22 protein-coding genes and 2 pseudogenes are annotated in these 26,685 nt (G+C 54.5%); 8 read left to right on the top strand and 16 right to left on the bottom strand.

All coding sequences use genetic code 11. From position 1 onward, the window contains the following. The 6 genes and pseudogenes from HEQ34_RS01620 to HEQ34_RS01645 all read right to left on the bottom strand — a co-directional run. Positions 1–1,227 (bottom strand): hypothetical protein, encoded by a 1,227-nt coding sequence (locus HEQ34_RS01620; RefSeq protein WP_296196471.1) that lies wholly within the window; start codon positions 1,225–1,227, stop codon positions 1–3. Positions 1,228–1,265: 38 nt separating this feature from the next. Continuing rightward, entirely contained in the window at positions 1,266–1,574 is a 309-nt protein-coding gene (locus tag HEQ34_RS01625) for a hypothetical protein (RefSeq protein ID WP_296196474.1), read from the bottom strand. A gap of 510 nt (positions 1,575–2,084) precedes the next feature. Next, the gene (locus tag HEQ34_RS01630; RefSeq protein ID WP_296196476.1) at positions 2,085–2,444 is read right to left on the bottom strand and encodes a transposase; all 360 of its coding nucleotides are present in this window, start codon (positions 2,442–2,444) and stop codon (positions 2,085–2,087) included. A 28-nt stretch (positions 2,445–2,472) separates the two neighbouring features. Next, entirely contained in the window at positions 2,473–3,726 is a 1,254-nt protein-coding gene (locus HEQ34_RS01635) for a type II toxin-antitoxin system HipA family toxin (protein WP_296196479.1), read from the bottom strand. Continuing rightward, on the bottom strand, positions 3,723–3,935 hold the full coding sequence (locus HEQ34_RS01640; RefSeq protein WP_296196481.1) for a type II toxin-antitoxin system Y4mF family antitoxin: 213 nt from the start codon (positions 3,933–3,935) through the stop codon (positions 3,723–3,725). Before HEQ34_RS01640 ends, HEQ34_RS01635 begins: the two co-directional genes overlap by 4 nt. 286 nt (positions 3,936–4,221) lie before the next feature. After that, a pseudogene (locus HEQ34_RS01645) lies at positions 4,222–4,571 on the bottom strand (transposase); the annotation flags it as partial. A gap of 218 nt (positions 4,572–4,789) precedes the next feature. Here HEQ34_RS01645 and HEQ34_RS01650 point away from each other — a divergent pair. After that, positions 4,790–5,422: pseudogene (locus HEQ34_RS01650) on the top strand (tyrosine-type recombinase/integrase). A gap of 86 nt (positions 5,423–5,508) precedes the next feature. On the opposite strand, the gene HEQ34_RS01655 reads toward HEQ34_RS01650, so the two are convergent. The 4 genes from HEQ34_RS01655 to HEQ34_RS01670 all read right to left on the bottom strand — a co-directional run bounded on the left by HEQ34_RS01655 (position 5,509) and on the right by HEQ34_RS01670 (position 13,640). After that, positions 5,509–5,814 carry a hypothetical protein gene (locus HEQ34_RS01655; RefSeq protein WP_296196483.1) on the bottom strand — a complete coding sequence of 102 codons (306 nt, stop codon included), beginning with the start codon at positions 5,812–5,814 and terminating at the stop codon, positions 5,509–5,511. Next, positions 5,811–6,998 (bottom strand): ATP-binding protein, encoded by a 1,188-nt coding sequence (locus HEQ34_RS01660; protein WP_296196486.1) that lies wholly within the window; start codon positions 6,996–6,998, stop codon positions 5,811–5,813. The genes HEQ34_RS01655 and HEQ34_RS01660 overlap by 4 nt, the downstream gene beginning before the upstream one ends. A gap of 438 nt (positions 6,999–7,436) precedes the next feature. Further along, entirely contained in the window at positions 7,437–12,008 is a 4,572-nt protein-coding gene (locus tag HEQ34_RS01665) for a cadherin domain-containing protein (RefSeq protein ID WP_296196488.1), read from the bottom strand. 666 nt (positions 12,009–12,674) lie between these two features. Then, complete coding sequence (locus HEQ34_RS01670) at positions 12,675–13,640, bottom strand: IS481 family transposase (protein ID WP_296196574.1); 966 nt, start codon at positions 13,638–13,640, stop codon at positions 12,675–12,677. Positions 13,641–13,775: 135 nt separating this feature from the next. On the opposite strand from HEQ34_RS01670, the gene HEQ34_RS01675 reads away from it, so the two are divergent. After that, a protein-coding gene (locus HEQ34_RS01675; RefSeq protein WP_296195893.1) for an IS5 family transposase occupies positions 13,776–14,545 on the top strand; the annotation gives its coding sequence in 2 pieces (ribosomal slippage) (positions 13,776–14,090 and positions 14,093–14,545; 768 coding nt in all). 225 nt (positions 14,546–14,770) lie between these two features. Here HEQ34_RS01675 and HEQ34_RS01680 read toward each other — a convergent pair. Then, entirely contained in the window at positions 14,771–15,325 is a 555-nt protein-coding gene (locus HEQ34_RS01680; protein WP_296196491.1) for a hypothetical protein, read from the bottom strand. Between the two features lie 135 nt (positions 15,326–15,460). Between HEQ34_RS01680 and HEQ34_RS01685 the strand changes: the two genes are divergently transcribed. After that, positions 15,461–16,282: an IS5 family transposase gene (locus tag HEQ34_RS01685; protein WP_296196494.1), complete on the top strand. Its 822-nt coding sequence runs from the start codon at positions 15,461–15,463 to the stop codon at positions 16,280–16,282. A gap of 472 nt (positions 16,283–16,754) precedes the next feature. Here the strand turns inward: HEQ34_RS01685 and HEQ34_RS01690 are convergent, their stop codons facing one another. Together HEQ34_RS01690 and HEQ34_RS01695 are read right to left on the bottom strand one after the other, a co-directional pair. Further along, positions 16,755–17,807, bottom strand: coding sequence for a ribonucleotide-diphosphate reductase subunit beta (locus HEQ34_RS01690; RefSeq protein ID WP_296196496.1), 1,053 nt, complete (start codon positions 17,805–17,807; stop codon positions 16,755–16,757). Positions 17,808–18,001: 194 nt separating this feature from the next. Continuing rightward, on the bottom strand, positions 18,002–19,936 hold the full coding sequence (locus tag HEQ34_RS01695) for a ribonucleoside-diphosphate reductase subunit alpha (protein WP_296196499.1): 1,935 nt from the start codon (positions 19,934–19,936) through the stop codon (positions 18,002–18,004). A 586-nt stretch (positions 19,937–20,522) separates the two neighbouring features. Between HEQ34_RS01695 and HEQ34_RS01700 the strand changes: the two genes are divergently transcribed. Beyond that, complete coding sequence (locus HEQ34_RS01700) at positions 20,523–22,046, top strand: fumarate hydratase (protein WP_296196501.1); 1,524 nt, start codon at positions 20,523–20,525, stop codon at positions 22,044–22,046. 9 nt (positions 22,047–22,055) lie between these two features. Here HEQ34_RS01700 and HEQ34_RS01705 read toward each other — a convergent pair whose 3' ends face one another. Together HEQ34_RS01705 and rpsU are read right to left on the bottom strand one after the other, a co-directional pair. Further along, complete coding sequence (locus tag HEQ34_RS01705) at positions 22,056–22,679, bottom strand: FKBP-type peptidyl-prolyl cis-trans isomerase (RefSeq protein WP_296196502.1); 624 nt, start codon at positions 22,677–22,679, stop codon at positions 22,056–22,058. A 112-nt stretch (positions 22,680–22,791) separates the two neighbouring features. After that, positions 22,792–22,998 carry a 30S ribosomal protein S21 gene (gene rpsU, locus HEQ34_RS01710; RefSeq protein ID WP_125231027.1) on the bottom strand — a complete coding sequence of 69 codons (207 nt, stop codon included), beginning with the start codon at positions 22,996–22,998 and terminating at the stop codon, positions 22,792–22,794. 279 nt (positions 22,999–23,277) lie between these two features. On the opposite strand from rpsU, the gene HEQ34_RS01715 reads away from it, so the two are divergent. Together HEQ34_RS01715 and HEQ34_RS01720 are read left to right on the top strand one after the other, a co-directional pair. Next, on the top strand, positions 23,278–24,042 hold the full coding sequence (locus tag HEQ34_RS01715; RefSeq protein ID WP_296196504.1) for a class II aldolase/adducin family protein: 765 nt from the start codon (positions 23,278–23,280) through the stop codon (positions 24,040–24,042). A gap of 195 nt (positions 24,043–24,237) precedes the next feature. Beyond that, positions 24,238–24,777, top strand: a complete 540-nt coding sequence (locus tag HEQ34_RS01720) for a (2Fe-2S)-binding protein (RefSeq protein ID WP_296196507.1) — start codon at positions 24,238–24,240, stop codon at positions 24,775–24,777. Between the two features lie 4 nt (positions 24,778–24,781). Here HEQ34_RS01720 and HEQ34_RS01725 read toward each other — a convergent pair whose 3' ends face one another. Further along, entirely contained in the window at positions 24,782–25,366 is a 585-nt protein-coding gene (locus HEQ34_RS01725; RefSeq protein WP_295497883.1) for an HNH endonuclease, read from the bottom strand. Between the two features lie 151 nt (positions 25,367–25,517). Here HEQ34_RS01725 and gluQRS point away from each other — a divergent pair, with 151 nt between their 5' ends. Beyond that, positions 25,518–26,411, top strand: a complete 894-nt coding sequence (gene gluQRS / locus HEQ34_RS01730; RefSeq protein WP_296196608.1) for a tRNA glutamyl-Q(34) synthetase GluQRS — start codon at positions 25,518–25,520, stop codon at positions 26,409–26,411. 43 nt (positions 26,412–26,454) lie between these two features. Beyond that, positions 26,455–26,682 (top strand): HIG1 domain-containing protein, encoded by a 228-nt coding sequence (locus HEQ34_RS01735; protein WP_296196510.1) that lies wholly within the window; start codon positions 26,455–26,457, stop codon positions 26,680–26,682. The last annotated feature ends 3 nt before the right edge of the window (positions 26,683–26,685 follow it).

Genomic DNA, 26,685 nt, shown 5'->3' on the forward strand with positions numbered 1-26,685 from the left:
TTAAGAAATAACGCGGATAAACGGCCAAAAGGCTGTATTTCGATAGGCTGCGGGCAGCGCAATGTGATTACCGATTCGGATATTGCCGCGATGGATCACAGTGGGCGCGCCCAGGATAGGCGCCTCGGGCGTTGCTGCCATTCTCGCCCATCCTGCATTTCCATAAGCATTCACGGCCGCCTGGACCGGGAAATTATAGGGACGATTCATCGCGGCGGTGATGCCATAGGAATAAACGTTGGCACCAGGCGGCGTCGCCGCTGGTCTGGGCGGCGGCGTTCCCGCGCCATGCGCGTTCGATCCATGATGCACAGCAACAACACCGTTGACATTGTTAAAGGCAGCAACCGGCATCGTCGCATAATTCGCATCGCCGGTCAGAATCACATCATGCGGATTTGCGTCTGCAATGGGCAACAATGATGGCACGCGCAACGCCAAGCCGCTATTGTTCAGCAAAGCCGCAGGCGGCATGCCCGCAGGCGGCATACATAGATAAATGTCATAGGCTGCACCCGACACCATCGAAATGTTCGGTTGATGCAAAACAAGATTGCGGAGTGCTTTGGCGAAATTGGTCGTCGCTGGTCCCATTGGCTGCGTTGGCGCATAGATGGGTAGATGGATCAGCCCGGTGATCGCGGCATAGCGATAATGATCCCAATCCCAATGCGACAGTATAATTCGAAGGTTATTGTTGGCATTTTGAAGGATCGGTCCCTGATAAGCAGGGGTGCCGACGCGGATATTGGCCGGCGCACTGCTGACAAAGAACCACAGAGGATAGCCGCAATCATAATAAACCACCGGTTCCCCGACCGTATCGATCAGCATGTTGCAATTGCCGATGCCGATATCATTCACCGCAATGGCCGCGATAATCGGTGGCGGCGGCGGTGGCGGTGGCGGTGGCGAAGCCGGCGGCGGCACAACCGCAATCTTTGGCACCGCTTTAGGCTCCCGCCTTCCCGCAGGCTGGCGCGCCAATGTTTTCCCGGCACGAAAGCGAGCACTGGCTCTCTTAACATTGTTGATACGACGAAGGCGGGCCGCAACTGCCGAGGTTGCCGCCATTGCAAAAGGCTTCGGCGCAGTCGCGTCCACCGCTTCGCCAGTCGTACCACCCGCTGGAACCAGGCCTAAGGCCCCACCGATCATCTGGGGAAGTGCATAGATTTCCGCGGACTCTATGCTGTAATTACCATGATCATATGTCTTGCCGGACATCGCAGCGCCTTTCTAAATCAGGGACGAAGGTGACCGGATCAGCCATTGGGCGGCGCTTTTCCGGACATATCGATATCGGGATCATAGAGGTCGCCATAGACTTTGCCGGTCTTCCCCCGGCCAAGCTTAAGCAAGTACCAGGATCCTTCGGCAACATAGTCGGTGTTTTTCACACCCAACATCGTGACGACCATTGACGCATCGGCACCTCTGATATGATAGATGAGCGCCGGACTGTTCGGCGCTGGGCTGTTAATCGATATGGTTGGCGCAACAATCGCTGGAATCATCCATTGGACCGGGACCATTTCGAACGTAAGATCAAAGCTATCGGATCCCGGATCCAAATCCGCTTTAGAAAGAAAGGCACAGAACATATCATCGCTGGGGACCGGCTCCACTGGTGCCAACCTACCAATATTGCCAAACATTCCAGCCCAAGCCGGAGATGGTGCCGCCGGAGCATTGCGCAGGAGCCGTTTTTCAGTCACAGATTGATAAAATTATTGTGCATTGCGATTCTGTCACAACATAGCTTCTTTCTTATCCATTCAAAAAACAGAAAAAACGACGCTAAAATGATAAAGGCGTATCTTTAATCAATTTATCATTTATTTTTTTAACACATTTAAAAAATAGCATAGAGAATGTCATAATTTTCTATGCCTAATTTCTTAATTTGATAGATAACTTTTTAAAAAGGTCAACTTGCAAAGTTAATAGTAAATGTAAAATATTCCATCATTAATGTAAAATAATGTATTAAGACTATAGCTACCAACCACCGCAAAACACTTGAGCCGTAGTCTTGCGGCGGCGAATTTGAGGAAGCTTTCAAACGAGAGTATTGCTTTGTCTTAGCAGTTAGCGATGCGGCGATGTTGTTTGAGGCGATGTTGTTTGAGTTTGGCTAGCATGCGCTCGACGCGGCTGCGGTCGTTATAGCACCGATATTCGGGGTGTTCGGGGATTTTGCGGTTTGATCGTGGCGGGATGACTGATAGGATGCCGCGCATCAAGAGGTTCTCGCGGAACCTATCGCCATCATAGCCTTTATCGGCGAGCAGCCCTTTTGGCGTGGGCAATGGCAGGGCCATCAGATCGTCTGCAGCGGTATAATCATTGGACTTGAAACGCTTTTGCGCCGGTCGCTCGAGAGTTAAGCACGCACACAAGGAGACCCAAGAGATGATGAAGCATACTGAAATTTTAAGCAAGCGCGGGCGCGTTAGCGCCTGCCCTCAGTCAAGCCTTGTCTCTGAGCCTCATAGCCCGTTCACGGACTATTGCTTCGACTGTCGAAAAGTCAGCATCGGGCGATAACGCCCTCGCAAATCCGCCATCAATTGCGGCAATGACGGCGCTGCACAATTGCCCGACCCGCGTTCGCACATATGGCGCGCCGAGTTGGGCATCGGCGGCAAACCGTTCCCAGTGGCGCGGCTCGATGTCTTCAAGCACGGCTTTACCGCCGATCTTCATTGCCAGCTTCACATGCAGATTGGGATAGATGACCGTCGATAGCAGATCATAAAGCGGCGCGAGGGTGATCGCACCGCCGCCGCTACCGCCGCTATGCAGCAAGCTGAAATTCTTGGCATGAGCATCGGCATTGCCAATAATCAGATTGAAGATCGCAGCATCGAGAAGCTTCAGAATTTCGCGCGCGGGGCGCGTTGCTGCGCGGCGCAGCAGCGCGAAACAGTCTGGGAAGATGGGCCCGCCTTCGCTGGCATATTTGCGGTGCGAAGGCACACCAAGGGCTTGCGCAAAGTCTTCCTGATGGAGGCGGGTAACGCTTCTGTCTGTACCAACTGCACGGTCATAGCGAGTGACGAGCAGGAAAGACCGGTCCGCAACGCTGCGCATCTCAACGGGCGCAACATCCATTCCAATGGCGCTTGCCAGTGACATACAGAAATATTCATTCTCAGTGGTGCCTTCAAACCGCGATATGGGCGGTTTAAGGATATGGCTTGTCGGTTGCCCCGGCGCAGGGAGCGCGATCTGCCCGTCTATCAGGAGCACTGGCAGTTTGGATTGCGCGCCCGCCAGCGAGAGCCGCAATCCATCTTCGCCTGCCAGCATTGGGCGGAGCGGGAGATGATCGAGCAATTGCACGAGCGCATCGTCATCAAGCAATTTTGGCGCGGCTTCGCTTGGTGACGCGGGCGTTTCCCCTTCGGGCAATAAAGTCAGTGCGCCCGCGACTTCGCCTCCGAGATATTCGAGCAGCCGAAATTCATTGTCAGCAGACACGCCGAGCGCACGCGCAATCGCGGTGCGCTGGCCTTCCTCTGGCAATATGCCGCCAAAAAAGGCTTGGACCGCGCTGCGTTTGAAAGGTTCGGCTTGCTTGGGAAGCGAGCAGGACAAGGCCGGTGCTTTAGGATCGGCCAGCCACGCGGTATCATAAGCAAACAGCGTTTCACCATCTGGGCCAAGATAGAGGCAGCCGGAAATACGGCCCTCCCACCAGACAGACAGGCGGTTGGTCATAGGTCACCCGCAGGTGGCACGATGGTCACAACGCAACCAAGCGTCGCCAGAACATGCAGTACCTTTTCAAGCTGGAGCGTGGGCTTGCCCGCTTCGAGATCGACGATGAAGCGGATTCCAACCCCAGCTGCCGCAGCAAGCTCCGCCTGCCGCAGCTTTTGCGCTTTGCGTTCGCGCAGAACGATCAGTCCGAGTGCCTTACTATCCATATTACCGATCGGGACATTATTGAGGTTGGCGGTCAATTGCAAGGTAATTATTACCGACCAGGAATAAATACGGCCTTTACGACTACAGGCATAATAATATTCCCGCTCGGGATTTCTGACAAACGCCTGAATAGACTATTTTGCGCACCCTCTGAGCAGGCTTAGCCTTTTGTTTTGCGCCGTCGTTCGCCTTTGTCGCGATTGGGTTTGATCATCCATATCAGCTTACTGCGCATAATGGTGCGACCGCTCTTGCCAGTGGATCGTATTCCATCGTCCGGTCGACACCAAGCGCATCGCACGCACGCCGCTGACTGACATCAAAGACCGTCTGAAGATGCAAGACCGCCTGCCGCTTGGCGGCAGGCGTCACCACTTTTTTGCTCCAATCTCCTTGAGCATCGCATTATCAAGCATCGTGTCCGCCAAAAGCCGCTTCAGTCGCGCGTTCTCTTCTTCGAGTTGACGAAGCTTACGGGCATCAGAAACCTCTAACCCACCAAACTTGCCCTTCCACTTGTAAAACGTCGCTGGGCTGATCCCGTGACGCCGACAAACTTCGGCCGTCACCATCCCCGCCTCTTGCTCCTTCAATATCGCAATGATCTGCTCTTCGGTGAATCTACTTCGCTTCATTCGTCCGACTCCATACTGGATCGGACTCTACTCAAATCTGGAGGAAATCTAAGGGCTCAGACCAAGATGTACGTTAATTTCCTAGCATTACTATACTTGCGGCATCTGCGTTAAGCGCAGTAATGCCTAAAAACGGACAGTCCGCTACCGACCCAAACGCTGCCCTTCATTAACAAGTGTATTCTTCTCGCGGCCATTCCGGCCAAAGGAGAAGTGTTATGGGTATTTCTAATCTCGATCCTGGTGCGCATGAGCGTAGACCTTGGAATGCTGGAAGTTTGGTTGGTGCCAAGCTGCCACTTAAACCACGCGACGTATGAGCAATTCGTTTCTTTCTGGATGAGCATCGACGAATGCGCGATCGAGCGCTTTTCGATCTAGCGATCGACAGTAAGTTGCGAGGTTGCGACGTCATGAAATTAAAGATTGGTAATGTTGTGAGTGGTGGCAGTATCCGAAACCGCGCAACTGTCGTTCAACAAAAGACCAGGCGACCCGTGCAATTTGAATTGATGGCAGATTGCCGCAAGAGCCTTCTTGCTTGGCTTGAAAGGCGCGGCGGGTCCGTAGACGACTTTGTTTTTCCAAGTCGTGTTAACCGCGCCGGGCACCACAGCACTCGGCAATACGCTCGTCTTGTCGACGAATGGGTGTCTGCGGTCGGACTGAACACGAGAGAATTCGGTACGCATTCACTGCGTCGGACGAAGGCTTCGTTAATTTGCAAAGCGACTGGCAACTTGCGTGCTGTGCAAATATTGTTGGGGCATAGAAAAATAGAGAATACGATCCGTTATCTTGGAGTCGACATCGACGACGCTCTCACATTGGCTGAACGAGCGGAAATATGAATGTCTGGTCCCTCGTAAATTTCGGGGGGCCAGTTTCGCCAGCAAATCGCGTGGCTGAAACTGGGCCGTATCCTGACAGGCAGTTTTCAGTGCCAAATATTCTTACGACGGGGAATAGAGGCAACTTCGTCGAGGCAATCGATCATTAGGCGCTGGCCCCCGAAATCGCTGCCGTCCGGCTGTCGCAGCAGGCTGGTGGCGCCGACGAATTGGAGGCCGTCCGCTTTGCCGAACTCTTCCATCAACCAAGTTTTGCCGATACCCGGGTCGCCAAGAATGACGACTGGCTCCGAAAATCGCGAGAATATCTCTTGATCACGCACTGTCTGAGTTTTGAGCGCTGCATCGACCCAGCTAAGGGTACGCGGAATACAGTCCCACACCTCCATCATGCCTGCACCGCTGAACTGATTTCGTCCATTGCCACGGTCAGTGGCATCGCCTCCACACCGCCGCGCATCGGGAAACGCTCGCTTCCCTTGTAAACGAGCAATCGGCGCTCTGCTCCCAAATCGTCGGCCGCGTTGTGAAAGCCCCGGTCAATGGTTGGTGCACTGGAAAGTTTGATTTCAATTGCCCAGCATTTTCCTGGCGCAAATTCAAGCACCAGGTCGGCTTCAGCTCCGCCGCTGGAACGGTAGAAATATGGTTTGGCCCTGCCAAGTGACGCGCCGACCAAATTTTCGATGACAAAGCCTTCCCAGCTTTTTCCAGCAACGGAGTGGCGGCGAATATCGTCGGTATTTCGAAGGTCCAGTAGTGCGTGCAGTAGCCCGCTGTCGCGCACAAATGGCCGGGGTGATTTGACAAGCCGTTTGCCGCTGTTAACGGACCACGGTCGTAAGACGCGAATTAGTAGCAGTTTTTCCAGCATGTCGAGATACCGCGTCACCGTATGGCCGCTGACGCCTAAGGATCGTGCGTATCGTTCCGCGTTGAAGAGTTCACCTTGGTCATTGGCAAGCATTCGCCAGAACCTATCAATCTGCTCGCTGTCCACATTGAAACCGAATTGGGGAAGGTCGCGCTCAAGATATGTCTGTATAAAATCGCGGCGCCATTGCAGGCTTTCCTCCCCATCATCGCGAACATAGCTCGGGGGAAAACCGCCCTGCAGCCACAGTCGGTCAAGCGACGCTTCATCCTCGCGGTCCACTTCGCGCGCATTCAGCGGTCCCAACTCAAGGTAGCTAATTCGACCAGCAAGGCTTTCCGACGACTGCCGCAGGAGGTCCATTGAAGCCGACCCAAGAATCAGAAACTTCCCACCTGCACCACCCATTCGCCGACGTTCGTCGATCTGTCCGCGCAGCACGCGGAATATCTCAGGGGCGCGCTGAATTTCGTCCAAAACGATTAGATGTTGGGCATGGGCAGCGAAATAGGCATCAGGGTCATCTAGCAGCCGACGGTCTGCCGGGCGTTCGAGGTCAAGATATTTTGCCCTATCCCCAGCGGTATCAGCGATTTGACGAGCAAGTGTGGTTTTGCCAACCTGACGCGGCCCAAGCATCGCCACGCTATCAAACTGCCCAAGCCGTTTAACCAGCAACGGAAAGATTTCACGACTCAACATTCGTGTAAAATAGACAAAAGAGTTCCGATTTGCAAGGATATGAATTGATTTTAACTTAGCATCACCCGCGCGCGCTGGACGTACCAAATCAAGCGACTAATGTCCGCTTACCGCAACCTTGCTTGCAATGGCGGACGGTCAAAACACGACAACATCCCAGACATTCATGACGGCTAAGCCACATCCCAAAAGCGGACATTTGTCTAAGTAATCGGAACGGGCGGGAGTGAGCCGGGAGCGGTCAGGCCGCTTAAGGATACGAATGTAGGGAAAGAGGACATTAATGTGACCAAATACATCTGAGCACGCATATGGTTCTAGTAATCACAATCTACTGACCAGAAAAGCTATTCTCAAACAACGCTGCTAGTGCGTAAGCTATAAACTGCGGCTTGCCAAAAGCGTCAAACGCCATCGACAAGCCACAAGAAATCCAAATTACTGTGCCAACCTGATTGACAGCATGGCGCGGTTATCTTTTCCCGTCATCGCAGTGAGACCCCGATTTGCTTCAACAGCAAGCTCAAGATTGTTGTTTTCACCAATGCGATAGGCATAGCCGACCCCAATCAGTGAACGACGCATGCCTGCTACGCTTTCCCAATTATAGTCAGCGTAAAATCGTCCGCGTACGCCATCATTTGATACGAACTTGGCGCCAAGTTGATAACCGCAACGTAGACCCGAACTTTGCACGTCGTTGTCTTCGCACAGCAGACCGGGGCTAAGCAGCAAGCGTGACCAGGAACCGTAATCAGGCGACCCGCTAAGGCTTAAAGGCGCAGTGACTGGGATGCTTATGCGCGTAACATCAACGGTGCCTAATGCAAACGCTATACCAGAGCGGTCTTCGCCAAGATAGCGAGCAGCCAAAATGGCAGATCCAATCTTCTCACGTGCATGCGAAATAATGGCATCTGTCGTGACAACCGTTTCACCTAGGTTGAAATCACCGCTTAGCATCCAGCCATAGACCTGACGTTTACCAGTCATAGAACCGTTGAGGTCAAATCCATCACTTTCGGTCAAAGCAAAATCATACGATGTGTGACCAAAGCCAATAAATGCTCCGGTTTTTAGGGTGTCGCTAATTCTGTAGCGCCCATAGGCGTTTACCTGCAGGCTCTTGTCTGAGATTGAGCTGCTGTCGAAGCCAGTCAACTCATCACTTGAGCGAGACACAAGAGCTGCAAGGCCAAGAGTGATTTCATCGTTGACTTTTGTTTCGAAGCGCAGCGCACCAAAAATGCGCGAGTTCCAATTTCCGCCCATACGAGAAGAGCTTAGGCCAGCGTCAGCAAACAGCTGATGAGGGCGGCTGCATTCCGAAAGTCTTTGAGCGTATTTCAAATCTAGATTTGCACCGTTTTCATTAGCGCGTGCAGATCCTGAAAGGGCCTTTTGCGTCTTTGGGTCTGCGCAGAAATCATCATTGCTCGCCATCAAGGACTCATTGAACGCCAACATGTCACTTAGGCCATGTGCTGCGTAATTCCTCAGGCTGCCGCGTAGCTTGTCACCAATTTCCCCCAACTTACGTGCAATCTCGTCAACGTTGGTGATCGTCACGGTCAATGTCTGAAAGCTTACGTTACCAGCTGCATCGACTGCCTTGATCCGAACAACATAGGTGTTGTTTCGATCACTGTCGGTTGGGTTCTCGAAATCCGTTGCAACGGCTAAAACTATTGTTCCTGTTGCAGCGTCAATTCTGAACTTTGCTGCGTCTACCCCACTGTCAATGGACCAAGTCACGGATTCGTTTGCCGTAAAGCGGGTTACAGCCGTCAACCCTTCCGTGATCGTGAGAGCAGAGGCTGCCGCACCTGGGCCACCGCTTGGACCAGTGATAGCAGGAGCAGTATCATCGATGTTAAGTACGGTCACAGTAATGGTCTGGGTGCTGCGATTACCCGCGGCATCTGTTGCATTTACGGTCAAAACATAAGTGTTGTTCGTGTCTGTGTCCGTTGGGCTTTCAAAGTCGGGGGCCGCTACAAATGTAATTGTGCCGTCAGCCGCAATTTGAAACTTACCGCGATCATTACCACTTGTGATCGTCCACGTGACGGCTTTGCCCGCAGTGAGGCGAACCACTGTCGTCTGCCCCTCGTTCACTGAAAGCGAATCGACTGCTGAACCGGATGTGCCGCTTGGACCAGTAATTGCCGGGGCGATATCGTCTACATTGGTCTCGTTTAACCGTACCTCAATGTTGGTCGCCGCCGTACCGTCAGTCGCAGACACCGTTAAGGTCTGCAGGTTAGGCGTCGCTTCAAAGTCGTTCGCAAGCGATGCCGCGCCAGCACTGGTCAACGTAATCACACCAGTGCTCGGATTGATTGCGAACCAGCCATCAGCGTTGCCAGCGGTAATGCTGAACGTCACCGCAGTGCCATCAAGATCGGTCGCAGCAACCGTACCAAGCGTTGCACCAACCGCAGCGTTCTCCGCATAGGCAAAGCTATACGCAGGCGCATTGCTTGCACCCGTCGCATTGGTACCAGTAAACGCAGGGCCACCGTCGTTCACATCAAGCACCGTGACCGTGACGGTCTGAAGCGAAGTGTTACCCGTCGTATCCAGTGCAGTCACGGTTAGAACATAAGTGTTGTTCCTGTCAGTGTCCGTTGGGCTTTCAAAGTTGGGAGCCGCTACAAATGTAATTGTGCCATCGGCCGCAATCGCAAACTTAGAAACATCCAAACCACCCGTGATCGACCAGGTCACCGTCTCATCAGCTGCTAGCTGCGTCACTGCGGTCTGGTTCTCATTAACCGAGATCGCCGAAGCCGCCGCACCCGCCCCGCCGCTTGGACCCGTGATAACAGGACCAGTGTCAATGACTTCAAGCACGGTAACCGTAATAGTCTGCAGCGAGAAGTTCCCCGCCGCATCCAGCGCCTTCACCTGAACGATATAGGTGTTGCTGCCAGAGGTCGTGCCGTCGGTCGGTGTTTCATAATCAGGTGCTGCAACAAAGCTAAACGCGCCTGTGGTCGAATCGATAGCGAACTTGGCCACATCCTCACCGCCGACAAGGCTCCAGGTTACAGTTTCGTCTGCGGTCGGGGTGGTCACTGCGGTCTGGTTCTCGTTGACCGAGATGGCAGATGTCGTGGCACCTGTAACACCGCCGGGGCCAGTGATGACGGGCGGCGTATCATCAACATTGGTCTCGTTGAGCTTGACCTCGATGGTCGTGGTGCGCGTGCCGTCAGACACCTGAACGGTCAACGTCTGGATGTTGGCTTGCGTCTCAAAGTCGTTGGCAAGCGACGTGCTGCCCGCCGCGGTTAGCGTGATCGCGCCGGTAGCTGCATCGATAGCGAACCAGCTGCTGCCGTTGCCGGACGTGATGCTGTAGCTCAGCGTGCCCGTACCTGTGGCAGACACAGTGCCAAGCGCTGCACCGCTCGCGCGGTTCTCGTCATAGGTAAAGCTGTAAGACGGGTTGCTGCCTGCGTCAGTCGCATTGGTGCTCGTAAACACAGGCGCTGCTACCACGGGATCAATCGGAATGTGGTTGTTAATTACGCCATTAGACGTGCCCGCCGCATTTGCTCCAATGGTGAAGTCGAAGAACAGATGATAAGTCGTTGGTTGCGCGCCAGTTGGCGCGGTCGATTGGGCCTGAATTAACTCCAAACCACCACCAAGACTGGGCGTGTAGGTTCCGCTTGGCGCGATTGCCGTACTTGGCGTGCCGGTAAAACCGGTCGGGGCGACAACCCGAAGTTCGTATGTCCCTGACGAAGCAGTGCCATTCAAAATGAAAGAGTAAGCGCCATCCGCTCCGGTCGTCTGGTCGTTGGCGCCGCCAAGTGTGGTGTCGAGTGCGCTATTGCTGACTTTTGCATCATTAAAATAGAGCGACGCAACGGCATTGGCAACGGGCGCACGAGTCGTGCTGTTGTAGATCACACCTGCCGGGTCAATTACAACCGCGTCGACGTTGGATATGGTGCTTGCTGACCCTACCGTAACGCTGCTGACCACGTTGCCTTGGTTGAGGCCTGTGGATGACTTCGCTTTAGCCTTGAAATTGCCCGATCCTTCGAATTGGATTGAATAAGTGCCCGGCGCAACGGCGGTGAAGCTATATGCGCCACTTCCGCTCGTCGTTGCCGTTGAAACAACTTGGCTTGAAGCGTTTACCAGATTGACGGAACGCCCGCTAACCGCGCTGCCATTCGCGCGGACCAATGTGCCAGACACTGACGATGTGCTGACAAATTGCACTTGAGCATCGTCCGAAATCGCGAGGCCTTCGACGGTACCGGTGATCGTCGCAGTCACCACGCTTGTCGAAGACGTTAGCGTCGCACTGTACGTTCCGTTTCCGTTGTCTGTGATTGATGACAAGGTTCCAGCAGTCGTCGCAACTGTGACACTGTTCCCGCCTGTCGTCAGGTTGTTACCGTTGACGTCCTTCAGTTGAACTGTAATGTTTGTGGTCGACGTCCCGTTAGCAGAAATCGACGGCGTGGCTGCGGTGATTGTGGAAGTCAGCCCGGACGGTGTCGTGGACGCAGGGGCGGAAGTTCGGTAGGTATTCAACGCCTCTAGCAGCCCGTTGGTCGCAGCATTGCCGCTCACGACGTTAGATGAGGCATTGGATGCCGTGTCACTATAGGTGCGAGTGCTTCCGACGAACTGAAGAAGGTAAGTTTTACTGAAACCGTTACGCGCCGTGTATGTTGTTCCGTCGTTCACGCCAGAAGCAACAGTCAAGCCGATGCCGTGGATCGTGCTACCTTGCGTGTCGCGCCAATTCACAGCTGCTGGAAAGGTCGAGGTTGTGCCGTTCGAGAACTGGATTTTGACGCTGACTGCATAGTCATTGCCTTGGCTGCCACCGAACGCTCCATTATCGGTGGTTTGCGAGATAGTAACCGAATCTATGCCGAGCGTTTGTAACGTTTTGATGGAAACCGGCTGGTGGGCGTTGTTTGAATATTCCCCAACGAAGCCGCTTTCGAACCCGACGCTGACAGTTGTGGCCGCCATTGCCACCTGAGTCGTGAAGGCAAGAAGCAATATCAACAACGCTAATTTAACAGATTTACGGCAAAGTTGGAGCGGCATTGTCGAAAGCTTTCAGAAATATTAAAAAATGTGAGGATGATGAACGGGTGTCGTGTGGTCACGACCGGGCTAGCAATTTGCATCCCGGATTTGGGCTAGTATCCACATCGGGTGAAAAACAGCCCGTCAAGATGAAGCTCACGATGCCTGATCGGCATCTTTGATATCGGCAGAAAATGCAAAAAAAACAATGTTAACAATTGAAAACAGAAGCTTTGTCAGAGATTAGCTTAGTGCCCGACACCACAGCGGCCGCACCAAGGGATAGCCTGTAATCCTAATCGTCCAACGGGGCGTCATGTTAAAATTGTTACAGCGCCCTCCATTGGTAATCGAACTACCACATGGAACAGACATTCGCAGAGGGTGTAACGAGCTAGTCTCCGTCGAGCCCAGGTTTACAGAGCTAGACCAAACGAAAAAGTGCTTTTCCAGGCCGCTTTCGGCAGCATTCGTTGAGTGGCGGAACGTCGGGTTTTGGGCGCGAAGCTGTCGCGACCTCAGCTGGACCAAACGGCTGCTTTTGGCTTCGGCCACCTGAAAGCTGACGGTCTGCTCTCCACCCATAATCGGTCTTTTTTGAGCGCTCTAGGTGTTTAGTCCCGGCATTTGATGGGTTGGGTTTAGGCTAAATCTTTCTGGTTCGCTTGTCCATATTTTGCAGATGTATTCGAAGGGTGTTAGGCCCTTGAGTGTTTTCAGTCGCCGCCCGTAATTGTAGGCATCAATGAAGTCTTGGAGGTGGGTAGTCAGCTGGGCATGGCTGTCATAGTGATAGCGTTTGACGGTGGCCTCCTTGATTGTCCGGTTCATCCGTTCGACCTGGCCATTGGTCCAGGGATGCTTGATTTTGGTAAGCCGGTGCTCGATCCCGTTCTCATCGCAGCGCAGATCGAACATGTGCGACATACAGGTCGCAGTCGGGCCCTTGGCGTATCGCGGCGGGAAGGTGAACTGGATGCCATTGTCGGTCAGCACGGTGTGGATTTTGTAGGGCACGGCTTTGATCAGGGCGACCAGGAAGGCTGAGGCTGTCATCCTATTTGCCTTGGCGACGAGTTGGACGAAGACGAACTTGCTGGTGCGGTCGATTCCCACATACAAGTACAGCTTGCCTTCGGCAGTCCGCACTTCGGCGATGTCGATGTGGAAGTAGCCAATGGGGTATGTCTTGAACTTCTTCTTCGGTTCCTTGTCTCCCGTCACTTCGGGCAATCGGCTGATCCCGTGGCGCTGCAAACAGCGGTGCAGAGATGAGCGCGTCAGGTTCGGGATCGTTGCCTGCAAGGCGTAGAGGCAATCATCCAGCGGCAGCAGCGTGTGCCGACGAAAGGCGACGACGATGGCTTCTTCCTCGATAGTCAGGACGGTGGACTTGGCATCCTTGGGGCCAGTAGGATGATCGGTGACAGACGTGCGCCGCTTCCATTTGGCTACCGTCTTGGGGTTAATGCTGTAACGCTTCGAAAGCACAATCAGGCTCTCTTGACTATGTTGTATTGCTCGACGGACCGCCGCTGTCGTGCGGGCGCTCCCGTGTAGAATTTGTCCCATAGCGAGTCCTTCCATTGATGGCTGAATAATACACCATCAAATGCCGGGACTAAACACCTAGGTCACATACTCATAAATTGGATTCCCAAAGTGATTGATATCTGATTCAATGCTTTTTCTGGAAGGGAGAAGCTGATGGCACGGTTTGATTTGACAGATTTCGAGTGGTTGGTGATCCAGCCTTTGTTGCCGACCAAGGTGCGTGGCGTGAAGCGGGTTGATGATCGGCGGGTTTTGAACGGGATATTCTGGCGGTTACGCACTGGCGCGCCTTGGGCGGATATTCCGGCGCGATACGGTCCGTATACGACCTGTGTGAACCGGTTCAACCGCTGGCGCAGAGCCGGTGTGTGGAAGCATATATTGGATGCAGTTTCCGTGGCTTACGAAGGCAATATCCAGATGATCGACTCGTCTTCGATCCGGGTTCATCAACATGGAGCCAATGGTAAAAAAAAGACCAGCGATCCCGTTGCATGGGTCACTCGCGTGGCGGCCTGACCACCAAGATACATGCACTGGTCGATGCGATGGGCATGCCGATCATGCTCAAGCTGACCGAAGGGCAAGCCGCCGATGGTCGCAGTGCAGCAGACATGTTCGATACCGTCGGCAAAGGGGATATCCTGCTCGCCGACCGGGCTTATGACTCCGATGCGTTGCGCGCCGAAATGGAGGCGCGCGGTGCCAGGGCCAATATCCGCGCCATGCCGCAACGCGTGATCAAACCGGCATTTAGTCACTTCCTCTATAAGCAACGCAACCTCGTCGAGCGCTTCTTTAATAAACTCAAGCATTTCAGAGCAGTTGCCACGCGATACGATCAAAGAGACGATAATTATCTCGCCTCTGTCCAACTCGCATCAATCCGGATCTGGTTGAGACATAATGAGTCTGTGGCCTAAGGATGCCCTTGAGCGGACCGGCAGTTTTGAAGGGTCCGTCACAAAAAGCCACCGGTCCGGATACGGCAAGATTGCGGACATTCCCGGTCGCGCTAATACCCAACTTTGCGAAGTATGAGCGCCACACAATGGCTCTTAGCGTCTCTTTCACAAACCACATGGGCGGCGACGTAGTAGAGCCGAAATTTACATGGCCCTTTTCACTAAAGGAAAAGTGGGGCTTGACTAGTCGCGTCGCAGCAGGGGGCGATCGATCAGTACTGCGAGGAGCAGGGCCGGCCCGTTATGCGCTTCCCATGCGTGGTTGGTGCCGCGCTGGATGACAACCTGGCCGGGCTTTATCCGCGTTTCGCTGCCTTCGAGGATTAGCGATACCTCCCCCTGCAACAGACAGATGATGTCGAGCGAGTGGGTCTCGTGCATCCCCGAATGGCGCGTCTGGTCGATAATGTGCCCCTCACCGCCAACCGTGGCAAAGGCTGCGCGGGTGGCGGCGTCCAGCGCGGGTTTGGACACACCGGGCGGGGTCGGTTGCATGACGAACCAGCGGACCTGAACATTGCCGGGGCGCGGGCCGAGGACCGCAGTGCTATTCCCGCGGTCGCTGTGGTCCTTTGGGTCGAGCGGGCCGGAAGCGATGTCTTCCCATATCTCGAACAGCCCGCCGACATCCGGATCACCAGCGCTGGCGGAAGGGCCGCCGTCGAGGATGATGACCGACTGCCCATCGTCATCGTCTCCGGTGATGATGCGGCGCATCACGGCTTTGAAATCGGTCATGGCTTCTCTCGCTGTTATCGTGGCTCATGCTTAGTGTCTGACCCGAAATTAAGTTGAGTAGTGTCAGCGAGTTAGCTTGACGCCTTTCCACATCATTGATTCAGCGGTTTTGCAACAACCCGAAGGATTTCAACGATGTGGACCGACACCACTCGCGCGCATCATGCACGCAACGGATTGGCTTTGCCAAGTGATTTAACTGATGAGGAGTGGGCGGTTCTGGAACCGTTTTTTCCGCTGCCGTCCTTTGTCGGCCGTCCGCGCAAATGGCCGATGCGGCGGATAGTAGAAGCGATGCTGTATCTGCTACGCGGTGGCCTGCCATGGCGGATGCTGCCGCCGGGCTTTCCACCTTCCTCGACGGTGCAGCGTTGGTTTTACGCTTGGCGCGATGATGGCACATGGCAACGGATCAACCATTATCTGATCCAGGATGCCCGGGTGGCGCAGGGTAGCGAGGCTTCACCCAGCGCCGGAGTGATTGACAGCCAGTCTGTCAAAACGACGGAAAGCGGCGGCATACGCGGCTATGACGCGGGCAAGAAAGTTAAGGGGCGCAAGCGCCATATCATCACCGATACGAACGGCTTTCTGGTACACGCCATTATTCACAGCGCCGATATACAGGACCGCGACGGCGCGCCGATCGTGCTCTCCGACATCCGTTATAGCTTCCCTTGGCTGCGCCATGTCTTTGCCGATGGCGGCTATGCCGGTGACAAGCTCAAAACCGCGCTGACCAAGATCGGCGACTGGACCATCGAAATCATAAAGCGTTCTGACCGGGCAAATGGCTTTGTTGTTCTACCGCGCCGCTGGGTCGTCGAGCGAACGTTCGCATGGCTAAACCGCAACCGGCGCCTTGCCAAAGACTTCGAGCGCAGCATCGCTTCCGCAACGGCATGGCTGTTCATGGCCTCCGTCCAGTTCCTCGCTAGACGAATCGCAAAACTATGATATTAAACACGATAATTATGAGTCAGACTCTTATTTATATCAAAGGTCGCGTCGTCCGAGTTACCGGGAAGTTTGTCTTGTGGCATGGTATTAGCAAACGCTCGATAAAATCACTTGGTGGCACTCCCGCCTGTTCGAACATGTTAACACCGTCATTTTCGGCCGCAGGCTCAATGCCGATTATCTTCTTTTTCGGTTGTTGAAGCTTTTCCATAATTTGTCCCAATTACTGCGTGCGGGAGCTAGGGGCCAACATATTGTAAAAAAATGTGAAGTCAAATCCGATTTGGAGGTTTTACACAACGTTACCAGTGATATGACTGCAACATGCTTTACGCCGCAGCTTGGCGCGCCAATGTCTGATCCCCGCGCCCGGATACAATATGCACAAAAAACTGCCGCGCCTCTTTGCAGAAGCGCGGCAGGGTGAATGTCTAACGCGATGGCGTATAAATCAGATCATGGAGAGTGCTTACTCCGCCGCAACCCCAGCCGCTTCAAACATGTCCATGCCGTCATTTTCGGCGATGATGATCTCGGTCACGTCTTTCTTCTTACGGTTGTCGAAGCTGTTCCATACTTGGCCCCAATCGCCGCGTGTCGACGCCTTGCTGTACTCGGTGGCGCGGGTTTCGAAGAAGTTGGCGTGCTCGACGCCGTTCAACAATGGCGCGAGCCATGGCAGCGGGTGGTCTTCGACCATGTAGATGGGTTGAAAACCAAGCTGGCCCAAACGCCAATCGGCGATGTAGCGGATGTAGCGCTTAATTTCCTTGGCGGTCATGCCGGGGACGGGACCCATTTCGAACGCGAGGTCGATGAAATTATCTTCCAAACGGACGACCTTTTGACAGCAATCGATGATGTCTTCCCGCACCGATTTGGTGAGGCAGCCGCGTTCGGCGCAGAAGGCGTGGAACAGCTTGGTAATGCCTTCGCAGTGTAAGGATTCGTCGCGGACTGACCAGGATACGATTTGGCCCATGCCCTTCATCTTGTTGAAGCGCGGGAAGTTCATCAGCATCGCAAAGGAGGCGAACAATTGCAGGCCTTCGGTAAAGCCGCCGAACATCGCGAGCGTGCGGGCAATGTCTTCGTCGCTGTCGACGCCGAATTGGTGGATATAATCGACCTTCGCCGCCATTTCTTCATATTCGAGGAACGCCGAATATTCGGACTCGGGCATGCCGATGGTGTCGAGCAAATGGCTGTAGGCCGCGACATGGACGGTTTCCATGTTGGAAAAGGCGGTGAGCATCATCTTGACTTCGGTCGGCTTGAACACGCGGCCGTAATTTTCGTGGTAGCAATTCTGCACCTCGATATCGGCTTGCGTGAAGAAGCGGAAAATCTGCGTCAAAAGATTGCGTTCATGGTCCGACAATTTCTGCGCCCAATCGCGGCAATCTTCGCCCAAGGGCACTTCTTCGGGCAACCAATGGATCTGCTGCTGGCGTTTCCAGAAGTCATAGGCCCAAGGATATTCAAAGGGCTTGTAGCTGTTGCGCGCTTCTAACAATGACATCTTCGTTGCTCCAATATCTCTTCATTTCTGTTCCCTCTCCCCTTGCGGGAGAGGGGTGCGCAGACTTGGCAATATCATTGCCTAGTCGTAGCTGGGTGAGGGGGCTGCTACGTAGAAACCCCTCACCAACTTTGCCTAGGTCGCTATGCGCCCAAGGCTTCGTATCCTCTCCCGCAAGGGGAGAGGAGGATAACTTACTGACACGCCAAACACTCTTCATAATCGGTTTGCGCCGCAAGCTCGATAACGGGCGCTTCGGCGGTATTGTCCGCTTCAACACCGCCGGCAAAACCGGCGCGCTGGATTGATTTTGAACGCAGATAATATAGCGACTTCACGCCCAATTCCCACGCACGGAAGTGGAGCATGAGAAGGTCCCATTTTTCCACATCGGCAGGGATATAGAGGTTCAGCGACGTTGCCTGGTCGATATAAGGCGTGCGGTCCGCAGCCAGTTCAATCAACCAACGCTGGTCAATTTCGAAGCTGGTTTTGAACGTATCCTTTTCCTCTGGCGTGAGGAAGTCGAGATGCTGAACCGAACCGCCCTTTTCCAATATGCTGTTCCAGACGTTGGTCGAATCCTTCGACTTTTCCTGCAACAGCTTTTCGAGATAGGGGTTCTTGACGATGAAGCTGCCCGACAAGGTCTTGTGCGTGTAGATATTGGCCGGAATTGGCTCAATACACGCGCTGGTGCCGCCGCAGATGATAGAAATCGATGCGGTCGGCGCAATCGCCATCTTGCAGGAGAAGCGTTCCATCACGCCCATTTCTTCGGCGTCGGGGCAGGCACCACGTTCGTTGGCGAGCATCATCGATGCCTCATCCACTTGCGCACGGACATGTTTGAAGAACTTCATGTTCCATGATTTGGCAAGCGCGCTTTCAAAGCCAACGCCGCGTGATTGTAGGAAGCTGTGATAGCCCATGACGCCAAGGCCGATCGACCGTTCGCGACCCGCCGAATATTTCGCCCGCGACATTTCGGGAGGCGCACGATCAATGAAATCCTGAAGCACATTGTCGAGCATGCGCATCACGTCTTCGATGAAGACCTTATCGCCGTTCCATTCGTCCCATTTTTCAAGGTTCAGCGATGACAGGCAGCAAACTGCCGTCCGGTCATTGCCCAAATGGTCGCGGCCCGTTGGCAAAGTGATTTCCGAACATAGGTTCGATGTCGAGACCTTCAGGCCCAAATCTCGGTGATGCTTGGGCATTGCGTTGTTCACGGTGTCGCTGAAGATGATATAAGGCTCGCCGGTTGCAAGGCGGGTTTCGACGAGTTTCTGGAACAAGGAACGGGCATCGACGGTGCTGCGGACTTCACCTGTTTTGGGGCTGCGCAGGTGGAATTCTTCGCCAGCGCGGACGGCTTCCATAAATTCGTCGGACAGCAACACGCCATGGTGCAGGTTCAACGCCTTACGGTTGAAGTCGCCCGATGGTTTGCGGATTTCGAGGAACTCTTCGATTTCGGGGTGGCTAACATCCAGATAGCACGCCGCCGATCCGCGACGCAGCGAACCTTGCGAAATCGCAAGTGTCAGGCTGTCCATGACGCGGACAAACGGAATAATGCCGCTGGTCTTGCCATTCAGGCCAACAGGCTCGCCAATGCCACGGACATTGCCCCAATAGGTGCCAATGCCGCCGCCGCGCGACGCCAGCCAGACATTTTCGTTCCAGGTGTTGACGATGCCTTCAAGGCTGTCATCTACGCTGTTCAAATAGCAGCTGATCGGCAGGCCACGGCCCGTGCCGCCATTGGACAATACGGGCGTTGCCGGCATGAACCACAGGCGCGAGATATAGTCGTAAAGACGCTGCGCATGCGCCTCATCATCGGCATAAGCCGACGCAACACGTGCGAAAAGGTCCTGATAGTTTTCATCGGGCAACAGATAACGGTCCCGCAACGTATCCTTGCCGAATTCGGTCAACAAGGCATCGCGTGCGGAATCAGTGACGACATTGAAACGACGCACATCAACGGACTTGCTCGACGCAGGTGCCTTGGCTTCAACGATCTCCGCCTTTGCCGCTTCAGCTACTTTTTCAAGCATATCTGTCATCATTCCTGCGGTCATGTCGTCCGCCCCTTGGCCTGTATCCCTGAAATCCATTTTAACCTGTAGCTCCATTCATTGCGGCGCCCCGAAACTGGTTGTCGGTTTTGCGACATCCAGCGACCAGCTGTATCTTTGCGGGAACCCATGTTCCCATCTTGTTCGACTCAGGGCGCGAAACTCCCTGTTAGCATTTTTTGACCTTGTCAGGGGGAGTATTTTGACTTGTCCCCAGCTTATCGACGGAAAAAAAGTCCCCGCCGACACATTCGTCTGCTGAAGCATAAAGCACAATTTGTGGTAATGCCCCCTGTGGCCAACCGCTACCTATAGTGCCTTATTCATCTTCAGACGCAAGGGATAAATGTAAAATTCTGATCTCAATTCGTCGCTAATCTGATTCCATTCGTCGCACCTTGGCGCGTGTTAACAGCGCGCGACGCGCGGATCTCCTAAGTGAAATTCAGAGCGCAAGATGCAAAATGGAGCAATGCCTATTTTTTATATGCCAAAGTGAATGTACCGGTTGGGGGTCGCATATTCGGCGTTCTGGCTGTGCTTGCAAACTAGGATTTGCAATGACGCTTGAATAGGCGCTCCAGCCCGTTAAGGGGCAGGGCATACTTAAAGCGTAGGGGCCGATATGACTGTAATCATCCGCAATGCCGACTTGATCGAAAGCGTGGCCGACGCGTTGCAATATATCAGCTACTTTCACCCGATGGATTATATCCGGGCCTTGGGCGACGCCTATGCGGCGGAGCAATCGCCTGCTGCCAAGGACGCCATTGCGCAGATCCTAACCAATAGCCGCATGTGCGCAGAGGGGCATCGCCCGATTTGCCAAGATACGGGTATTGTTAACGTCTTCGTCAAATGGGGTATGGATTGCCGGTTGGAAGACACTTCCACACCCTTGCAGGACGTGATCGACGAAGGCGTCCGCCGCGCCTATTTGCACCCTGAAAACAAGCTGCGCGCGTCGGTGCTTGCAGACCCAGCATTCACGCGGCGCAATACCAAGGACAATACGCCGTGCGTCCTACATGTCGACCTCGTGCCTGGCTCTAAAGTGTCCGTCGATGTTGCCGCCAAGGGCGGTGGCAGCGAGAATAAGTCGAAGTTCAAGATGATGAACCCGTCGGACAATATCGTCGATTGGGTCGTGGAGATGCTGCCGCAAATGGGCGCAGGCTGGTGCCCGCCCGGCATGTTGGGCATTGGCATTGGCGGCACGGCGGAACATTGCGTGTTGTTGGCCAAACAAGCGTTGATGGAGCCCATCGACATGGGACCATTGAAGGCACGCGGGCCGCGCAACGATATTGAAGCCATGCGCATCGAGATTTTTGACAAGGTCAATGCGCTTGGCATTGGCGCGCAGGGGCTTGGCGGACTTTCCACCATTCTGGATGTGAAGATCATGGATGCGCCCTGTCATGCCGCTGGCAAGCCCGTGGCAATGATCCCTAATTGCGCTGCCACGCGCCACGCCCATTTCACGCTGGATGGGGCTGGCCCTGCCTATCTTGAAGCGCCAAAGTTGGACGAATGGCCCAAGGTGGATTGGAAACCCGACGCTGCGGCGATTCGCGTCGACCTCGATATGTTGACGCCTGACATTGTGGCCGGCTGGAAACAGGGCGACCGCTTACTTCTCAACGGCAAGATGCTGACTGGCCGCGACGCCGCCCATAAGCGCATTGCCGATATGCTGGCCAAGGGTGAGGAATTGCCCGTCAGCTTCAAGGGGCGGATGATCTATTATGTCGGGCCTGTTGATCCGGTTGGCGAAGAGATCGTCGGACCAGCAGGGCCGACTACCGCGACCCGAATGGACAAGTTCATGGACATGATGCTTGAGCAAGGCCTGCTCGCTTGCGTCGGCAAGGCCGAACGCGGCCCGGCGGCAACGCAGGCCATCGCCAAGCATAAGAGCGCTTATCTCATGGCCGTTGGCGGCGCCGCCTACCTCGTCGCCCGGGCCATTAAGGGCAGCACAGTCGTCGGCTTTGCAGATTTAGGCATGGAAGCCATTTACGAGTTTGAAGTGCAGGACTTTCCCGTAACCGTTGCGGTCGATAGCGACAGCAACAATGTCCACCAACTCGCGCCCGCGTATTGGCAAAAACGCATCAAGGATGAAGGTTTGTTGCAGGGGGTCTAAACCCCGCAATTACTGACCGCGCATTTGGGCGTCGATTTGCGCCTGAATTTCGGGTGGCAGGCCCTGCGCCGCGCCGCCGCCTTGGCCGCCAGCGCCGCCTTGTTGTTGCTGCATCTCCTGCATCTGCCTTTGCATTGCTTCTATTTCCGCGCGCGACTTGAACTCAAGCAGCTCGACATCGAATGTCAGTTCGCTTCCGCCCGGAATGGCAACTTCGCCTGTTTGCGGGTTGCGCTGATCCTCTGGCCCATAACCAAGCTCAGCTGGAATCCACAGGCGATATTTGCCGCCGCGCTGCATGATCTTCAGGCCTTCGGAAAAGCCGGGAACGACGCCCGTTACAGGAAAACCAGCTTGTGGGTTTTGGTCAAAAACGGTGCCGTCCTTAAGCATACCCTTATAACTTACAAGGACCACATCATTGTCCGTAGGGTTGGGGCCTTCGCCAGCTTCCATGATTTTGTAGCGCAGGCCAGATGGCGTTGTCACAACATCACCAAATTCCTGCCGCACGTCGCTGGTACCCCAATATGCCAAGCCACCACCCGCAGCGAGAACCAACGCAATCGCAGCCCAATATTTGGTGAGCGAACCTTTTTTAAGAGGCTGAATGGGAACGGCGGTGACAGACATGAAGAAATTCCTATTGGCTGGGTTGCGCGCTGACTAGCAGAATGCGGCGCGGATTCTAGACACAAAAAAAGCGCCAGTTAAAGGCGCTTTCCTTGTTGCAGAGTGCGGACGCCTATTTCGCGCCGTCACGTTCCTGTTGCTTACGCTCCATCTTGCGAGCGCGACGTACGGCAGCAGCCTTTTCACGCGCGCGCTTTTCCGATGGCTTTTCAAAATGACGACGAAGCTTCATTTCGCGATACACACCCTCACGCTGCAGCTTCTTCTTCAGCGCACGTAGGGCCTGATCAACATTATTGTCGCGAACCATGATTTGCATAAAAAACTCAACTCCGCATCGAATCGGCAAAATGGCTTAAAACCGCCACTTTGAAAGGCTAAAAACGAAAATCGCCGCGTTCACAGGCGGCGTGTTGATGTGGCCCCTACCCATGTCGTCGCCAAATATCAAGCGAAAATGGCGCTTTTTGTGGGCTTGGTTGGTGTTTGAAGCCGTAGCTTGCTGGAAAACTATCTGCCTTCGTCCAATCGCCTAACACTTGCCCTCACGCCTTGTTCGTTTCATAATGCAACGCAACTGGCGAGCAGGAGAGAGCACATGGCCACCCAATTAAAGTCGAATAGCAGGTATAGCGAGGCGGAGTGGACCGCGCGGCAAGAGCTTGCGGCCTGTTACCGGATATTTTCGATGTTCGGCTGGGATGAGCTTGTGTTCAACCACATTACGGTCAAAGTGCCTGATGAGGACGGCGCGTTTTTGATTAACCCTTATGGCATGCATTTCGGTGAAATTACCGCGTCGAGCCTCATCAAAATCGATATTGATGGCAACAAGATCGACGTAGATAACCCGTGGCACGTAAACAAAGCAGGCTTTGTCCAGCACAGCCTGTTCCATCGCACCTTGCCCGACGCACATGCGATCATCCACACGCACACCACCGCAACCGTTGCCGTGTGCAGCCTTGAGGGCGGCTTGCAACCCGTGAACTTTTACGCATGCAACTTCATGGGACAATTGGCCTATCATGACTTTGAAGGCGTCACCGTGCGCGAGGAAGAGGGTGCGCGGCTGGTTGAGCATCTCGGCGACAAGCGGATATTGATGCTGCGCAACCATGGCCCTGTCGTCATGGGCAAGACGCTCCCGGATGCCTTTATCAAATATTGGGCGCTCCAGCGCGCGTGCGAGCATCAGATGGCGACGCTCCAAATGGGTAAGCCGATCATGGTGTCGCCAGAGGTGATCGCCGTGCATCAGCGCGATTTGTACATGGCATCGCCCCCCGGCGGATCGGGCCGCGTTGAATTTGACGCAATGGTGCGTAAGGCCGACCAAATCGACAAAAGCTGGCGGGATTGATTTGACGTCGACCAAATGACCGTAGTCCTGAGCAGCCGTTGCGAAGCAACTGCGTCCGTCGAAGGACGCTTATCAGCCTAGCGCGTTGCTCGGCGGAAAATCGCCCTTCGACTTTCGCCAGCGCTTACGCGCTGGCGGCTCAGGACTACGGTTTTATATTGACGGTTTTTTAAGGCCACTTACAGCAATTCCTGCATGACCAAATTCACCGTCAACGACCGTCCGGTCCAATATAAGATGGACCCGCAAACGCCGTTATTGTGGGCGTTGCGCGACGCGTCGAACTTGACGGGCACCAAATATGGCTGCGGCATTGGCGATTGCGGTGCGTGCATGGTCGAAATTGATGGTGAGGCTATCCGTTCCTGCCTTGTGACTATAGCAGAGGCGGAGGGGCGCTTTGTCACGACGATTGAGGGCCTAAGCCGTGACCGGAGCCATCCGTTGCAACAGGCGTTTGTGGCCGGCAATGTCCCGCAATGTGGCTTTTGCATTTCCGGCGTCATCATGGCGGCGTCGGTGTTGCTGAAGAAAAACAGCAATCCCACCGATGCTGAAATTGACGCCGCGATCACCAACCTGTGCCGTTGCGGCATTTATCCACGGTTGCGCGGCGCGATCAAGCGTGCGGGCCGTGTCATGCGCGGCGAAGAACGCATCGCCGCCGCCCCGCCGCCGGGTATCACCCCTGAAGACGCGGCACGCGCCGTGCCGGCTTTAACGGTCACGAAATAAGGGTTTAGCCCTCCAACTCAATATCCCAGTATAACCAGTCGTGCCATGTCTCGTGCAGATGGTTCGGTGGAAATGCGCGGCCTCGGTCTTGTAATTGCCAGCTTGTCGGTCGGATCGCCGCCATGTTGAGCTGCATATGCGCTTGCTTGGGCGTGCGGCCACCCTTTTTAAGGTTGCAGTGCAAACAGGCGGTGGTGACATTTTCCCAACTGGTAATGCCGCCCAGGCGACGTGGGACGATGTGGTCAAAGGTCAGATTGTCACCTGACCCGCAATATTGACATTCGAACTTGTCGCGCAGGAACAGGTTGAAACGCGTGAATGCCGGATATTCCGACGGCTTCACATATTGGCGCAGCGCAATCACCGACGGAATTTTCATGTCCAGACTTGGACTATGCACATGCCGGTCATAGTTGGAGACAATGTCGACCTTGTCGAGGAAAACCGCCTTAATCGCGGTCTGCCATGGCCAGAGGCTCAGCGGATAATAGCTTAATGGCGTATAATCCGCATTCAGCACAAGCGCAGGACAGTTTTCCGGGTGCCTTGCCCGGCCCGCCGCCTCGAAAGTTCCGGTATGCAACATCAGTCGAACCCTACTCCTTTTTTGTCATACATGCTTTAAGCTTATTAGCGTTACAGCATTCTGACAGTCGCCAACCTATTTACACATATTGTGACGTCAATAGGGTAAAGCTACTGAATGTGGTATAATTGGGGATAATTTTTTGACGGCATTGGACTTCATCTATTCCTATCTGGGCCTGATTCTGGCGCCGAAGGGCCCGGTGGTCACCAGATTTGCCCCGAGTCCCAACGGGCAGTTGCATTTGGGGCATGCCTTTTCGGCGCTGTGTGTCCATGAATTTGCGCGCGCCTTTGGTGGTCAGTTTCGCCTTCGGATCGAGGATATTGACGGGACACGCAGTCGGCCTGAGCATGTTCAGGCGATCCTTGCCGATATGCAATGGCTGGGGCTTGCGTATGACGGTGACGTGCAGTTCCAATCGCGACATACCGCCCGTTATGCGACCGCGCGTGACCGGCTGAACGCCGCTGGCTTGTTATATCGCTGCGGCTGCACCAGAGGGGACATCGCCGAAGCGTTAAAGCATAAGCCGGTGCCCCATGGCCCCGATGGTCCGCATTATCCGGGCACCTGCCGGGAACAGCCCTTTGTGGGAGACGCTCCCTATAGCTGGCGGCTCGACGTAAAAAAGGCCGTGGACTTGGTAGGCCCGCTGTTGTGGATGGATTTGGCGGCGGGGCAGCAGTTTGCAGACCCAATGGCCTTTGGCGATGTCGTGCTGTGGCGTAAGGACGCGCCGGCATCTTATCATCTCGCCGCGACCGTTGACGATGCCGCCGATGGCATAACATATGTGGTGCGCGGCAAGGACCTGTTCGCCTATACCGCCATACATCGGCTGTTGCAGAATTTGCTCGACTTGCCGGAGCCAGTCTATTGGCATCACCCGCTCTTGCTGGATAGCGCGGACGAAAAGCTGGCCAAGAGCAAATCCTCACCCGCTTTGTCCGCCCGCTATTTGGCAGGCGAAAGCGGAACCGAACTTATGGATAATTTGCGTCACCGAACGCTTCCGCTTGGAATTTCCTTATCGGATGCCTAGATAGGGGCAACGGGGTATTGGCCCTGAACAAGGACTTCTCCCGATGACTATATTGTTGGTTCTCCTCATCATTGGCGCTGCTGGTGCCGTGGCCTTTGCGTTAATCCGCGGATTGCATGCTTTTGCCAATTTGCGTCCGGCAGATGTGGATGAAACCGGTCTGCCCAAATCGCTGACGGTGCAAAACAAGATGATGTTTGCGCGCGTGAAGTGGCAGGCGATCACGATCGCGCTGCTTGCTGTTTTGGTAATTGTTGCCGGATCGCAATAAACA

Origin of the sequence: Sphingorhabdus sp., from assembly GCF_023910635.1 — a bacterium.
In the GTDB taxonomy this organism is placed as follows: domain Bacteria; phylum Pseudomonadota; class Alphaproteobacteria; order Sphingomonadales; family Sphingomonadaceae; genus Sphingorhabdus_B.

Bases quoted from the DNA above. Each gene is read 5' to 3' on its own strand.
- HEQ34_RS01700 (WP_296196501.1), top strand. From the start codon at position 20,523: ATGACTGTAATCATCCGCAATGCCGACTTGATCGAAAGCGTGGCCGAC.
- HEQ34_RS01690 (WP_296196496.1), bottom strand. From the start codon at position 17,807: ATGTCATTGTTAGAAGCGCGCAACAGCTACAAGCCCTTTGAATATCCT.
- HEQ34_RS01635 (WP_296196479.1), bottom strand. From the start codon at position 3,726: ATGACCAACCGCCTGTCTGTCTGGTGGGAGGGCCGTATTTCCGGCTGC.
- HEQ34_RS01660 (WP_296196486.1), bottom strand. From the start codon at position 6,998: ATGTTGAGTCGTGAAATCTTTCCGTTGCTGGTTAAACGGCTTGGGCAG.
- HEQ34_RS01735 (WP_296196510.1), top strand. From the start codon at position 26,455: ATGACTATATTGTTGGTTCTCCTCATCATTGGCGCTGCTGGTGCCGTG.
- HEQ34_RS01695 (WP_296196499.1), bottom strand. From the start codon at position 19,936: ATGGATTTCAGGGATACAGGCCAAGGGGCGGACGACATGACCGCAGGA.
- HEQ34_RS01725 (WP_295497883.1), bottom strand. From the start codon at position 25,366: ATGTTGCATACCGGAACTTTCGAGGCGGCGGGCCGGGCAAGGCACCCG.
- HEQ34_RS01705 (WP_296196502.1), bottom strand. From the start codon at position 22,679: ATGTCTGTCACCGCCGTTCCCATTCAGCCTCTTAAAAAAGGTTCGCTC.
- HEQ34_RS01720 (WP_296196507.1), top strand. From the start codon at position 24,238: ATGACCAAATTCACCGTCAACGACCGTCCGGTCCAATATAAGATGGAC.
- rpsU (WP_125231027.1), bottom strand. From the start codon at position 22,998: ATGCAAATCATGGTTCGCGACAATAATGTTGATCAGGCCCTACGTGCG.
- HEQ34_RS01620 (WP_296196471.1), bottom strand. From the start codon at position 1,227: ATGTCCGGCAAGACATATGATCATGGTAATTACAGCATAGAGTCCGCG.
- HEQ34_RS01715 (WP_296196504.1), top strand. From the start codon at position 23,278: ATGGCCACCCAATTAAAGTCGAATAGCAGGTATAGCGAGGCGGAGTGG.
- HEQ34_RS01680 (WP_296196491.1), bottom strand. From the start codon at position 15,325: ATGACCGATTTCAAAGCCGTGATGCGCCGCATCATCACCGGAGACGAT.
- HEQ34_RS01655 (WP_296196483.1), bottom strand. From the start codon at position 5,814: ATGATGGAGGTGTGGGACTGTATTCCGCGTACCCTTAGCTGGGTCGAT.
- HEQ34_RS01670 (WP_296196574.1), bottom strand. From the start codon at position 13,640: ATGGGACAAATTCTACACGGGAGCGCCCGCACGACAGCGGCGGTCCGT.
- HEQ34_RS01640 (WP_296196481.1), bottom strand. From the start codon at position 3,935: ATGGATAGTAAGGCACTCGGACTGATCGTTCTGCGCGAACGCAAAGCG.
- HEQ34_RS01665 (WP_296196488.1), bottom strand. From the start codon at position 12,008: ATGGCGGCCACAACTGTCAGCGTCGGGTTCGAAAGCGGCTTCGTTGGG.
- HEQ34_RS01685 (WP_296196494.1), top strand. From the start codon at position 15,461: ATGTGGACCGACACCACTCGCGCGCATCATGCACGCAACGGATTGGCT.